Consider the following 12906-nt stretch of genomic DNA (forward strand, 5'->3'; position numbering starts at 1 on the left):
CTCTTTGCCCCCTCGGTGCCGCAGCGCAGCGCAAGGGTCAAGCGAAACGCAGCGGCAAGCCTTGCCCTTCGGGGGGGCGGAGGCTATCCCTTGGCCGACCCTTTTGGCCGGAGCCGCCGATGACCTCGCTTTTCCAGATCCTTCTCCTGCTCGTCGATATCGTCAAATGGATCGTGCTTGCGAATGTGATCATGAGTTGGCTGGTCAATTTCAACGTGGTGAACCTGCGTCAGCCGCTGGTGGCGCAGATCTGGAACGGGTTGCAGCGGCTGGTCGAGCCGATCTATGCCCCGATCCGCCGCATCCTGCCGCCGATTTCCGGGCTGGACCTTGCGCCGCTGGTGGTGCTGATCGGCATTTATGCGCTGCGCATCGTGCTGGTGAACAACATGATGGCCTTCTACTGACCCATCTGCCCGATGCATCCTGAGCCGACCACCACCGATCCGCGCGGGCTTCTGGCCTCGGTCTTCGGCTTTCCCGGGTTTCGCCCGGGGCAGGAAGAGATCGTGCAGGCGGTGCTTGCGGGGCGCAACACGCTGGCCATCATGCCCACGGGCGGCGGCAAGTCGCTGTGCTTTCAGCTTCCGGCGCTGTGCCGCGCGGGGGTGACGCTGGTCGTCTCGCCGCTGATCGCGCTGATGCGGGATCAGGTCCGGGCCCTGCGCGCCGCGGGGGTCGAGGCGGGGGCGCTGACCTCGGGCAACACCGAGGAAGAGACCGAGGCGGTGTTTCAGGCGCTGGATGAGGGGCGGCTGAAGCTGCTTTACATCGCGCCCGAACGGCTGGCTTCGGCGGCAACCCTGCCGATGCTGCGGCGGATCGGCGTGCGCCTGATCGCGGTGGACGAGGCGCATTGCGTCAGCCAATGGGGCCATGACTTCCGCCCCGACTATCTGCGCATTGGCGAGATGCGGCGGATGCTGAACGTGCCCTTGGCCGCCTTCACCGCCACCGCCGATGCCGAAACGCGCGATGAAATCGTGGCGCGGCTGTTCGACGGCCAGCCGCCCGAAACCTTCCTGCGCGGGTTTGACCGGCCGAACATCCACCTTGCCTTTGCCGTCAAGGACAGCCCGCGCGAGCAGATCCTGCGCTTTGCCGCCGCCCGCAAGGGACAGTCGGGCATCGTCTATTGCGGCACAAGGGCCAAGACCGAAACGCTGGCGCAGGCGCTGCGCGAGGCGGGGCACCTGACCGCCTTTTATCACGGCGGCATGGAGGCGGAGGAACGCCGCCGCGTCGAAATCCGCTTTCAGCAGGAAGACGGGCTGATCGTGGTGGCGACGGTGGCCTTTGGCATGGGCATCGACAAACCCGATATCCGCTGGGTCGCCCATGCCGATCTGCCGAAGTCGATCGAAAGCTATTATCAGGAAATTGGCCGCGCGGGCCGCGACGGGGGGGCGGCGGAAACCCTGACCCTCTACGGCCCCGACGACATCCGCCTGCGCCGCAGCCAGATTGATGAGGGGCTGGCGCCGCCCGAACGCAAACAGGCCGACCATGGCCGGCTGAACGCGCTTCTGGGGCTGGCCGAGGCGGTGCAATGCCGCCGCCGGGTGCTGCTGGGCTATTTCGGGGAAGAGTCCGAGGCTTGCGGCAATTGCGACCTGTGCGACCGCCCCGCGCAGGTGTTCGACGCCACTGATGCGGTGCGCAAGGCGCTGTCGGCTATCCTGCGCACAGGCGAATATTTCGGCGCGGGCCATCTGATCGATATTCTTACGGGCAATGCCACGCCCAAGGTGCGCGAGCGCGGGCATGACGGGCTGCCGACCTTTGGCGTTGGCCGCGATCTGTCGAAACCGGCATGGGGCGCGGTGTTCCGCCAGATGATGGGCCGCGACCTTGTGCGCCCCGATGCCGAACGCCACGGCGCCCTGCGCATGACCGAAGCTGCCCGCCCGGTGCTGCGCGGCGAGGCGCCGGTGCTGTTGCGGCAGGATACGGTGGACAAGGCCGCGCCACGGGTTGCGGTGAAAATGCAGGTGGCCGAAGAGGATGCGGGCCTGCTCTCGGCGCTCAAGGCCAAGCGGCGGGCGCTGGCCGAGGCGGCGGGCGTGCCGGCTTATGTGATCTTCCCCGACCGCACGCTGATTGAGATGGCCGAGGCGCGGCCGCAGACGCTGGATGCGATGATGGGGATAACCGGGGTGGGCGCGAAAAAGCTGGAAAGCTTTGGCGCGCAGTTCCTGTCGGTGATCACCGGTGCGGGGGAGGAACGGCTGCATCCGGCGCGGATGCGGCTGGCGGGCCGCGATGCCGGGGCAATCTATGACCGGCTTGAGGAAGAACAGGTGCGGCTGGCCCGGGGCGAGGATGGCATCGGCAAGCATCTGTCCTGCACCCACGCCACCCTGCGCCAGATTGCCGAACGGCGGCCCTCGACCCTGTCGGAACTGGCGCAGATCACCGGCATGGGGGAGCAAAAGGTAGAGCGTTTCGGCGCGGCCTTTCTCGCCGTGCTGAACGATTGATCCGCCTTAGTCAAAGGTGCCGGTCACCCGCCCGAACAGCATGAAGGCCCGCGCGGTGCGGGTTTCGGCCAAATCGGACAGGTCGCTGTCGCTGGCATTCTTTTCAAACTCCTGAAACGCCCGGTCGAAGGTGCGCAGGAAATGGTGCGCCGCGTCGCGGAACACAGGGTCTTCGCGCATCCGCCCCGCAGTCAGCGCCAGCGAGGAACGGTCGCGCACCCCACCCAGCGCCGCAATCGCGCGGCCCCGCTCGCCCGTGGCAAACTTGCGCCACAGCTCGGGGCCGGCGCGGTCGGGCTTGAGGTCATCCATGAAGATGCCCTCCTGCGCCAGAAGCGTCAGCACATCCTGCGCGGCGCGGATCAGCTTGGCCGTGGTGCGGTCTTCCAGCGCCAGCCGCAGGGCGCGGAAACCTTCCTTGTCATCCGGGCTTTCGGGAAATTGCAGCGCGCGGATGAAATCGGCCACCGACAGCGGCGCGCGCATGTCATCGGCGGGGGTGCCAAGGGCAAGACCCGGCTGCTCCGCCTGCGGTTCGGGGCGCGGTGGGGTCAGCGCCGCCTTGCGGTCGGCCGAAGGCACCGAAAGCCCCGGATCGCGCCGGGTCTGGAAGGTGGCCAGCACGGTTTCGGCGTTGCGGGTGGCGCGCTCGATCTCGTCCAGCTTTTTCTCGACCGAGGGCTTCATGCCGCCGCCCGCCTGCTGGCTGGCCTGATAGTCGCGGCGCATCGCATCGACCGTGGCTTGCAGCCGCGCCGCCTCGGCCCGCAGCGCCCGCACTGACCGCAGCGTGGTCACCGCCGCCCAGATCAGCGCCAGCGGCAGGAACACCACCAGCAGCGTCAGCACCAGACCCAGCGCCCCGGCATCGCGCGGCCCGGTCAGCACATAGGCGCCCACCGCCAGCACCCAGACAATAGACAGCCCGGCAGCGACCAGTTCGGTCACCGGCCTGCCCGGTCCGTCGGTTGTCTTGTCCTGGGCTTCGGTCATGGATGCCCCCTTGGGCCGGGGTCAGAGATAGCGGATGGAAAGGACTTCATAGCTGCGCTGGCCGCCGGGCGTGCGCACCTCGACCGAATCGCCTTCGTCCTTGCCGATCAGCGCGCGGGCCAAGGGCGAGCGGATGTTCAGCCGCCCGGTCTCGATATCCGCCTCGGTCTCACCCACGATCTGATAGGTCTTTTCCTCGTCGGTATCTTCATCGACCAGCGTCACCGTGGCGCCGAACTTGATGGCGCCCGACAGCTTGGTCGGGTCGATCACTTCGGCCAGCGACAGGATGCCCTCAAGCTCTTTGATGCGGCCTTCGATGAAGCTCTGTTTTTCGCGCGCGGCGTGGTATTCGGCGTTTTCCGACAGGTCGCCATGCTCACGCGCCTCGGCAATGGCGCGGATCACGGCGGGACGCTCCACCGATTTCAGGGTCTTCAGCTCTTCGTCCAGCGCGGTGAAACCCGCGCGCGTCATCGGAATCTTTTCCATCGCCATTCACCAAATGACAAGGCCACAGCCCTGCCGGACCATGACCTTGAACCTCTCAGGCCCCCACCTGACCCGAGCGGGCGCCAGATTGCAAGAGGCTTTGCCGCCTTTCGGCGGGCGGGTGTCGCGGGCGGGAAAGAAAGTTTCGCTCATGCTGCGATGCGGAAATATGATGTTGCGTCATGGTTGACCTGTGGTCGCCGTTGGGGCAATCACGCAGGCAAGCAAGAACCCGGGTGGAGGTGTAGCCATGGCGCAGGACATCGTGCGCGAGTCGATGGAATATGACGTGGTGATCGTCGGCGCGGGGCCTTCGGGCCTGTCGGCGGCGATCCGGCTGAAGCAACTGGACCCGAACCTGTCCGTCGTCGTGATGGAAAAGGGGTCCGAGGTTGGCGCCCATATCCTTTCGGGCGCCGTGCTGGACCCTGCGGGGCTGGATGCGCTCTTGCCCGAATGGCGGAGCATGGGCGCGCCCATCACCGTGCCGGTGAAAGAGGACAATTTCTATATCCTCGGCCCGGCCGGTCAGGCGCGCATTCCGAACTGGCCGATGCCGCCCCTGATGAACAACCATGGCAATTTCATCGTCTCGATGGCGAATGTCTGCCGCTGGATGGCGCAGGTGGCCGAAGGGCTGGGGGTGGAGATTTTCCCGGGCATGGCCTGTTCGCAGCTTGTCTATGGCGACAAGGGCGAAGTGGTGGGCGTTGTCGCGGGCGAGATGGGTCTGGCCGCCGATGGCACGCCGGGGCCGGCCTACGAGCCGGGGATGGAGCTGCGCGGCAAATATGTCTTCCTGTCCGAAGGCGTGCGCGGCTCGCTCGCCAAGGAAGTGATTGCGAAATACGACCTGTCCAAAGGCCATTGCCCGCAGAAATTCGGCATCGGCATGAAGGAAATCTGGGAGATTGACCCTGCCAAGCACCGGCTTGGCACCGTGACCCACACTATGGGCTGGCCGCTGGGCGGTAATGCGGGTGGCGGTAGCTTCATCTACCACCTTGAAAACAATCAGGTTTATGTCGGCTTTGTGGTTCACCTGAACTACAAGAACCCGCACCTTTATCCCTATATGGAGTTCCAGCGGTTCAAGCACCATCCGATGGTGGCCGAGCTGCTGAAGGGTGGTAAGCGCGTGGCCTATGGCGCCCGGGCGATCAGCGAAGGCGGCTGGCAGTCGATCCCGAAGATGGTCGCGCCGGGCGTGGCCCTGCTGGGTTGCACCGCCGGTCTGGTCAACGTGCCGCGCATCAAGGGCAACCACAATGCCATGCTCTCGGGCAAGGCGGCGGCCGAGGCGGCCTTTGCCGCCATCGGCGCGGGCCGTTCGGGCGATGAGCTGGCGGATTATGAGGCCGAAGTGCGCGGCGGCGCCATTGGCCGCGACCTCAAGAAGGTGCGCAACGTCAAGCCGCTCTGGTCGAAATACGGGCTGGTCGCCTCGCTCATGCTGGGCGGGGCCGACATGTGGGCCAATACCTTTGGCCTGACGGTGCTGGGCACGCTGAAACACGGCAAGACCGATGCCGCCGCCACCGGCAAGGCCAAGGATTTCAAACCGATCGACTATCCGCGCCCGGATGGCGTGTTGTCGTTTGACCGGCTGACCAACGTGGCCTTCAGCTTCACCAACCATGACGAGGGCCAGCCCGCGCACCTGCGGCTGAAAGACCCGTCGATTCCGATTGCAGTGAACTTGCCGGAATATGCCGAACCGGCGCAACGTTACTGCCCGGCGGGGGTTTATGAGGTGATTGCGGAAGAGGGCAAGGCGCCCCGCTTCCAGATCAACTTCCAGAACTGCGTGCATTGCAAGACCTGCGATATCAAGGATCCGTCGCAGAACATTGTCTGGACCACGCCGATGGGCGGCGGCGGGCCGAACTACCCGAACATGTAAGCGCACGATTGCGCGAGAATCGGCGGGCCGGGCGGTGCAAACCCCCGGCCCGCATTGCCTTCGCCCCGGGTGCCGTCTAGCCTGCCACCCTGTCCGCGCAGGAGCCCCGAATGCCCAAGCTGCCCCGTTTCCTTGTGACCTCGGCCCTCGCGCTGGTGCTGTCGCTGCCGGTTCAGGCGCAGGAGACCGGCAATTCCGGCGCCTACCTCGCGGCGCGGGTGGCCGCGAGCGAGGCCGATTATCGTGCCGCGGCGGATTGGTATGGCCGGGCACTCGCCGAAGACCCCGCAAATCCCGACCTTCTGGAAGGGGCGGTGCTGTCCAATCTCAGCCTTGGGCGCATGGCGCTGGCCGGGGATGCGGCACAGGCGCTGGCGGCGCAGGGGCGGATCGGGCAGGTCTCTTATCTGGCGCTGGTGGATGCCGCCGCGCGCAAAGGCGATTATGAGGCGATCCTGAACCTGTCACAGGCGGGCGCCAAGGCGGGCACTCTGCTTGAGGCGCTGGTTACAGCCTGGGCCCATTTGGGCGCAGGCCGGATGTCCGAAGCGACCGACGGCTTTGATGCGCTGGCCAAGACCAAGGGGCTTGAGGCGTTCGGTCTCTATCACAAGGCGCTGGCGCTGGCCTCGGCCGGGGATTTCGGCGGGGCGGATGACATTCTGTCGGGCCGGGCTGCCGGCCCCATCGGCGTGATGCGGCGCGGTGTGATTGCCCATGCCCAGATCCTGAGCCAGCTTGAGCGGAACGCCGATGCCGTGGCCCTTTTGGACCGCAGTTTTGGCAATGACAGCGACCCGCAGATCGACGATCTGCGCCGCCGTCTGCAGGCCGGTGAGCCGATTGCCTTTGACGTGGTGCGCAACGCGACCGACGGTCTGGCCGAAGTGTTCTTTACCCTTTCCACCGCGCTCAATGGCGAGGCGGATGATGGCTATACCCTGCTTTATACCCGGGTCGCCGTGGACCTGCGCCCCGATCTGACCGAGGCGGTGCTGCTGACGGCGGGGCTTCTGGAGCAACTTGGCCAGCACGATCTGGCCACCGAAGCCTATGCGGCGGTGCCGCCCGACAGCCCGGTGTTCCACGTCGCCGAAATGGGCCGGGCCGAAGCCGCCTGGAACGCCGGACGGCGCGAGGCGGCGGTGGAAATCCTGACCGGACTTGCCCGCAGCAACCCCACGCTTTTGCCGGTGCGGGCCGCCCTGGCCGATACCCTGCGCCGCGCCGAACGGTTTGCCGAGGCCCGCACCGCCTATGACGAGGCGCTGGCGCTGGTTGCCACGCCCGCGCCGGAGCATTGGGCGCTTTACTATAGCCGCGGCATCTGCGCCGAACGTCTGGGCGATTTTGCGGGCGCCGAGGCGGATATGCGCCGGGCGCTGGAGCTGAACCCCGATCAGCCGCAGGTGCTGAACTACCTTGGCTACAGCTTTGTGGACCGAGGGGTGAACCTTGAAGAGGCGCTGGAGATGATCCAGCGCGCCGTCGCGGGTCAGCCCGACTCGGGCTATATCATCGACAGTTTGGCTTGGGCCTATTTCCGCCTTGGCCGCTATGGCGAGGCGGTGGAGCCGATGGAGAAGGCATCGCTTCTGGAACCCGTCGATCCGGTGGTGACCGACCATCTGGGCGATGTCTACTGGAAGGTCGGCCGCACCCGCGAGGCGGAATTCCAATGGCATCGTGCCCTGTCCTTCGGCCCGACCGAGGCGGATGCCACCCGTATCCGCAAGAAGCTGGAGCAGGGGCTTGATGCGGTGATGGCCGCCGAAGAAGCCGCCAAGCCGCAGGCCGCCGCCACCAATGACAACTGAAACGGCGCTGGCCCGCGCCAAGGTGAACCTTGCGCTGCATGTGGTGGGGCGGCGGGCCGACGGCTATCACCTGCTCGACTCGCTGGTGGTCTTTGCGGAGTTTGGCGACAGGATCACCGTGGCGCCGGGGCAGGGGCTGCGGCTGACGGTGACCGGGCCGCAGGGCGGTGGGCTGGCTGCGGATGACGACAACCTTTGCCTGCGCGCCGCGCGGGCCATGGCCGGTCCCGGGGCGCAGATCACGCTGGAAAAACATCTGCCGGTGGCATCCGGCATCGGCGGCGGCTCGGCCGATGCGGCGGCGACGTTGCAGGCGCTGGCGCGGCTCTGGCGCGTGCCGCTGCCCGATGCGGCGGCGGTGCTGGCGCTGGGGGCGGATGTGCCGGTCTGCCTTGCCGGGCGCCCGGCGCGGATGGAAGGTGTGGGCGAGGTGTTGTCGCTGCTGCCACCCTTGCCTGCGGCCTGGCTGGTGCTGGTCAATCCCGGGGTGGCGGTGTCTACTCCCGCCGTCTTCCGCGCGCTGGAGCGGCGCGACAACGCGCGCCTGCCCGCAACGCTGCCGCGGCTGGCGACGGCAGAGGAACTTGCGGCCTTCCTTATGATGCAGCGCAATGACCTCGAGGCGCCGGCAATGGCGCTGGCGCCGGTGATCGGGCAGGTGCGGTCGGCACTGTCGGCACAATCGGGCTGCCTTATGGCGCGGATGTCCGGCTCGGGTGCCACCTGCTTCGGGCTGTTCCCCGATGCGCTGAACGCCGCCGCCGCGGCCGCCGCGCTGCGACGGGTGCAGCCCGGCTGGTGGGTGGAGGCGGCGGAACTCGCGCGTTAGCGCAGCCGCGCCACCACATAATCGGCCAGCGCATCCAGCATCTCGCGCAGCGGATGGTCGGGCAGCGGTGCCAAGGCCGCCCTCGCCCGCGCCGACCAGGCCAGCGCGTCATCCCGGGCCGCCTCCATCGCGCCATGGCGGGCCATGATCGCCAGCGCCTGTTCAAGGTCGCCCTCGCCCTGCTGGCCCTTTTCGATCACCCGCACCCAGAAGGCGCGCTCTTCCGCCGTCGCCTTGGCCACCGCCTTGATCACCGGCAGCGTCAGCTTGCGCTCGCGGAAATCGTCGCCCACGTTCTTGCCGATCGCCGCCGAGGTGCCGCCGTAATCCAGAAGGTCATCGGCAATCTGGAACGCAATCCCCAGCGCATCCCCGTAATCGAACAGGGCCGCCACCTGCGCCGGATCGGCGCCTGCAATGACGCCACCCACCTCGGTTGCCGCCGAAAACAGCGCTGCCGTCTTGCCGCGCACCACTTGCAGGTAGATCGCTTCGCTGGTCCGCAGATCCTGCGCGGCGGTCAGTTGCAGAACCTCGCCCTCGGCAATCGTGGCCGAGGCATTGGCAAGGATTTCCAGCACCCGCATGTTGCCGGTCGCCGTCATCAGCTGAAAGCTGCGGGCAAAGAGGTAATCGCCCACCAGCACCGAAGACTTGTTATCCCACAACAGGTTGGCCGTCGGCCGCCCGCGCCGCTGCGCGCTTTCGTCCACCACATCGTCATGCAAAAGGGTCGCGGTGTGGATGAATTCCACCGTCGCCGCCAGATGGATGTGGAACGGCCCGTCATAGCCGCAGAGCCGCGCCGCAGCCAGCGTGAGCATCGGGCGCAGCCGCTTGCCGCCCGCCTCGATCAGATGGGCGGTCACTTCGGGAATGCGGGGGGCATGCTGCGAGGCCATCCGCTCGCGGATCAGCGCGTTGACCGCCTCCATATCCGTGGCCAGAAAGGCGCCAAGCCGGTCATGCGGTTTCTGCGCGGCGTCGTCCAAGCTCATCCCATCCCCATCCGGTCTCGACATTCCCGGGCTGGCCCGCGACAACAGGGGGATGCGGCTGCTTTTGCAAACCACCGACCCGACCGTGATCGCCTTTGCCCAGGCTCTCCTTGAGGGCGAGGGTATAGCCAGCTTTGTGCTGGACGTCCACATGAGCGTCTTTGAGGGCAGCCTTGGCATATTGCCGCGCCGCCTGATGGTGGCCGACCGGGATCATTTCATGGCGGACAGTGTGATCCGCGATAATGGCATCGACCGGGGCTATGATGTTCGCTGAGGAGGATCTGACGCGCGACGCCTTCCTTTGCGGGCGGCTGCATCTGTGGCAACCGCGCAAGGGTTACCGTGCCGCGACCGATCCGGTTCTGTTGGCGGCGGCCTGCCCGGCTGTCGCGGGAGAGGCGGTGCTGGACCTTGGCTGCGGCGCGGGCGCGGCGAGCCTGTGCCTTGCGGCGCGGGTGCCGGGGCTGCGGCTGGCGGGGCTGGAATTGCAGCCCGGCTATGCCGCCCTTGCCCGCCGCAACGCTGCCGAGAATGCGATAGCGATGCAGGTAGAAGAGGGCGATCTGGCCGAGATTCCCCGGCCCCTGCGGGTGGACTTTGACCAGGTGATTGCCAATCCGCCCTATTACCCGCCGGGCGGCACGCCATCGCCACAGGCTGGGCGGGCGACGGCCTTGCAGGTGGGCACGCCGCTGGCGGCTTGGGTCGCGGCAGGTGCGCGGCGGTTGCGGCCCGGTGGCACGCTGACCATGATCTTCGGCGCCGATGGCCTGCCCGAGGTGCTGGCCGCACTGGCACCGCGGATGGGGTCCGCCGCCGTTCTGCCCCTTGCCCCGCGTGAGGGGCGGGCAGCGGGCCGCGTGATCCTGCGGGCCAAAAAGGGCGGACGGGCCGCCTTCCGGCTGCTGGCGCCGCTTGTGCTGCATCGCGGCCCGGCCCATGACGGCGACCGCGAAAGCTATACCCCCCGCGCTGAGGAAATTTTGCGCGGTGCTGGGCCACTTCTGGCCGAGTTCGCTTGAATTGAGCGCAAGCTTTTGCCGCCGCCTGTAACGGGCCTGCGAAGTTTTGGTGACACGACTCGAAATCCGTGTTCGACTGTCTTTGACCAAACCGTCAACAGGAGGATGTAGATGACTGTCACTTCCCACATTGCCGAGCTGAAGAAAAAGCACGAACACCTGTCGGATATGGTTGCCCAGGCGCAGCGCGCCCCGGGGTCGAGTGATCTTCAGATTGCGGAATGGAAGAAGCAGAAGCTGAAGATCAAAGAGGAAATCAGCCGCCTGCAGCAGGTCTGACCGGCTTCATGCTGGCGCGGGCGGCCAGCGCCGCCCCGCCGGTGATCAACACCGCCGCCACCAGCAACATGGGCGTGGCCGTTGCCCGCCCGCCCGCGATCAGGGCCAGCGTTGACAGAAGCGGCGCCGCATAGGAGGCGACACCCAGCAACTGGATGTCGCCTTTTTTCATGCCGACATCCCAGGTGAAAAACGCCGCCCCGACCGGGCCAAGCCCCAGCGCCAGCACCGACAGCCAGCCCCAGTTGCTGGCAGGCCAGACGGTTTGCTCAAACGCCAGATGGGCGGCGACCGACAAAACGGCGGTCGCCAGACAGTAAACCGTCACCGTCTCGGTCGGCACGGCGCCGAGCCGCCGCGACAGCACCGAATAGGCCGCCCAGGCCAGCGCGCAAAGAAAGGCCAGAACCAGCCCCATCACCGGCAATTCCGCCGCTGTATCGCCGCGCGACAGCACGATCAGCGCTGCCCCGACAAAGGCCACCAGCGCGCCGATCACATGCAAAAGGCCCAGCCGCTCCCCCGGCAAAAACCCGGAAAACAGCACGATGAACAGTGGCCAGAGATAGGCGATCAGCCCGGTTTCGGCGGCGGGTGCAATCCGAAAGGCGGTGAAATACAGCGCGTGATAGCCGAAAAGGCCAATCGTGCCAAAGGCATAAACCTTCCACGACACGCCGCGTAGCACCCCCAGCCCCGGACCCGCCGCCACCCAGATCAGCGCCAGCCCACCGCCGATGCCAAAACACAGCGCATTCAGCAGAAACGGCGGCACCGGCGCCGAGCCGATGGCCAAAAGCGCCAGCAGCGCCCACATCAGAATGGCGGTAAAGCCGATGGCCGTGGCCCGTTGCTGCGTCATGTCGCCCCCGTTCGCTGCCGCATAATGCCGATCCCGGGGGCAGGGGCAAGCCGTCAGCCGCGACGGCCCATCAGCGCCTCGGTCTCGTCAAGGCGGGCCTTGAAGGCGGGATGCAGCAGGCCCTTGTCCGCCGCGCGCTGATAGAGCGTGTGAACCGGGTTGGTGTTCACCTCGCCAATCAGCGGGCCGTCTTCGGTGATCAGCACGTCGATGCCCAATATGCCATGGGTCGGAAACAGCCGGTGCGTTTCGCAGGCCAGCGCGACCGCCTTGGGCATCTCGGGGATCGCCGCTTCGGCCAGCGGGACGGGCGCCATCAGCGCCTCGGTCATCACTTCAAGATTGGTTGCCGAATTGAACTGCGCCCGGATGAAGGCGCCGTTGGCAAGGTCCACCGAGGCCATGCCATTGGGCTTTTCGTTCGACGGGCCGTCGGTCATCGCGCCCTTGCCGGGAATCTTGAACACGGCATAAAGCGCCTCGGGGCCGCGCGGGCTCATCAGGGTGGTGATCCGCAGGCTGCCCACAGCCGGGCCACACAGCATCTGCAAGGCCGGGTGCATCCGCAGCAGTGGCTGGAACAGATAGCCCCGCGGAAAATTGCGCAGCACGGCGGCGGTGAACTCTTCCGGCGGCAATTCGTTGCCGTCCGACAGCACCAGCCGCCCCGCCTTGCGCCCGACAAAGGCCGCGCCGCCAATGGCGAATGTGCCGTCAAGCGGTTTGCCGAAACAGGGCAGTGGCGCCTCTTCGGCCAGATAGCGGGTCAATTCGGCCGCATCCTGCAAATGGCGCAGACCCGGCAGCGGCGCATCGGGGCAGTAGAGGGCCAGATTCGGCGTTGTCGGGATGCCCGCCCCCTGCAAGAGAAAGGCCGTCAACACCTTGTGCGAGGTGAGCGCCGGAACCCCCCATCCCGGCACCGTCAGCCGCCGGTTCAGCCGAGCCCCCGACAGGCCCGAGACGAAGCTTTTCTTATCGGCCATCGACAGGCTGGGGCGGAACAGCGCATAGCGGATATATTCATCCGGCGACAGGCGGCAGGACGACAGCGCCAGAATCGCCATGTCGCGCAACTGTCGCGCCACGCTCAACCCATAGGTTTTCGTGACCCAGCGCATGCTTTGCGCCACGTCAAACCCGGTGCCGACCGGGGCAAGCTTAAAGGGTTCGGGGGGCAAAGGGGGCATGGAGTCACCAGCTTGGGGGGTGACCGGGGCGGTCGGGG

Annotated in this window: 13 protein-coding genes; 8 read left to right on the top strand and 5 right to left on the bottom strand. The window is 66.7% G+C overall.

All coding sequences use genetic code 11. From position 1 onward, the window contains the following. The first annotated feature begins 119 nt into the window (after positions 1–119). Together HS053_RS01985 and recQ are read left to right on the top strand one after the other, a co-directional pair. Positions 120–407, top strand: a complete 288-nt coding sequence (locus HS053_RS01985) for a YggT family protein (protein ID WP_174209501.1) — start codon at positions 120–122, stop codon at positions 405–407. 12 nt (positions 408–419) lie between these two features. Further along, on the top strand, positions 420–2480 hold the full coding sequence (gene recQ / locus HS053_RS01990; protein ID WP_174209502.1) for a DNA helicase RecQ: 2061 nt from the start codon (positions 420–422) through the stop codon (positions 2478–2480). A 6-nt stretch (positions 2481–2486) separates the two neighbouring features. Here the strand turns inward: recQ and HS053_RS01995 are convergent, their stop codons facing one another. Both HS053_RS01995 and greA read right to left on the bottom strand, forming a co-directional pair. Beyond that, entirely contained in the window at positions 2487–3473 is a 987-nt protein-coding gene (locus HS053_RS01995; RefSeq protein WP_174209503.1) for a hypothetical protein, read from the bottom strand. 21 nt (positions 3474–3494) lie between these two features. Continuing rightward, positions 3495–3965 (bottom strand): transcription elongation factor GreA, encoded by a 471-nt coding sequence (gene greA, locus HS053_RS02000; RefSeq protein WP_174209633.1) that lies wholly within the window; start codon positions 3963–3965, stop codon positions 3495–3497. A gap of 250 nt (positions 3966–4215) precedes the next feature. Between greA and HS053_RS02005 the strand changes: the two genes are divergently transcribed. The 3 genes from HS053_RS02005 to HS053_RS02015 all read left to right on the top strand — a co-directional run bounded on the left by HS053_RS02005 (position 4216) and on the right by HS053_RS02015 (position 8514). Beyond that, a complete protein-coding gene (locus HS053_RS02005) occupies positions 4216–5868 on the top strand; it encodes an electron transfer flavoprotein-ubiquinone oxidoreductase (RefSeq protein ID WP_174209504.1) in 1653 nt (550 codons plus the stop codon). 110 nt (positions 5869–5978) lie between these two features. Then, a complete protein-coding gene (locus tag HS053_RS02010) occupies positions 5979–7685 on the top strand; it encodes a tetratricopeptide repeat protein (protein ID WP_174209505.1) in 1707 nt (568 codons plus the stop codon). Continuing rightward, positions 7675–8514, top strand: coding sequence for a 4-(cytidine 5'-diphospho)-2-C-methyl-D-erythritol kinase (locus HS053_RS02015; protein ID WP_174209506.1), 840 nt, complete (start codon positions 7675–7677; stop codon positions 8512–8514). Before HS053_RS02010 ends, HS053_RS02015 begins: the two co-directional genes overlap by 11 nt. On the opposite strand, the gene HS053_RS02020 is transcribed toward HS053_RS02015, so the two are convergent. Next, complete coding sequence (locus HS053_RS02020; RefSeq protein ID WP_174209507.1) at positions 8511–9512, bottom strand: polyprenyl synthetase family protein; 1002 nt, start codon at positions 9510–9512, stop codon at positions 8511–8513. The genes HS053_RS02015 and HS053_RS02020 overlap by 4 nt on opposite strands. Positions 9513–9564: 52 nt before the next feature. Here HS053_RS02020 and HS053_RS02025 point away from each other — a divergent pair, with 52 nt between their 5' ends. The 3 genes from HS053_RS02025 to HS053_RS02035 all read left to right on the top strand — a co-directional run bounded on the left by HS053_RS02025 (position 9565) and on the right by HS053_RS02035 (position 10816). Further along, entirely contained in the window at positions 9565–9789 is a 225-nt protein-coding gene (locus HS053_RS02025; RefSeq protein ID WP_174209508.1) for a putative signal transducing protein, read from the top strand. Next, complete coding sequence (locus HS053_RS02030) at positions 9779–10537, top strand: tRNA1(Val) (adenine(37)-N6)-methyltransferase (protein WP_174209509.1); 759 nt, start codon at positions 9779–9781, stop codon at positions 10535–10537. The genes HS053_RS02025 and HS053_RS02030 overlap by 11 nt, the downstream gene beginning before the upstream one ends. 111 nt (positions 10538–10648) lie before the next feature. Beyond that, positions 10649–10816 carry a YdcH family protein gene (locus HS053_RS02035; RefSeq protein ID WP_174209510.1) on the top strand — a complete coding sequence of 56 codons (168 nt, stop codon included), beginning with the start codon at positions 10649–10651 and terminating at the stop codon, positions 10814–10816. On the opposite strand, the gene yddG is transcribed toward HS053_RS02035, so the two are convergent. Then, positions 10794–11678, bottom strand: coding sequence for an aromatic amino acid exporter YddG (gene yddG / locus HS053_RS02040; RefSeq protein ID WP_174209511.1), 885 nt, complete (start codon positions 11676–11678; stop codon positions 10794–10796). The genes HS053_RS02035 and yddG overlap by 23 nt on opposite strands. A 53-nt stretch (positions 11679–11731) precedes the next feature. Further along, on the bottom strand, positions 11732–12868 hold the full coding sequence (locus tag HS053_RS02045; protein WP_174209512.1) for a sugar-transfer associated ATP-grasp domain-containing protein: 1137 nt from the start codon (positions 12866–12868) through the stop codon (positions 11732–11734). Positions 12869–12906: the final 38 nt, after the last annotated feature.

The organism is Tabrizicola fusiformis, from assembly GCF_013328815.1.
In the GTDB taxonomy this organism is placed as follows: domain Bacteria; phylum Pseudomonadota; class Alphaproteobacteria; order Rhodobacterales; family Rhodobacteraceae; genus Fuscibacter.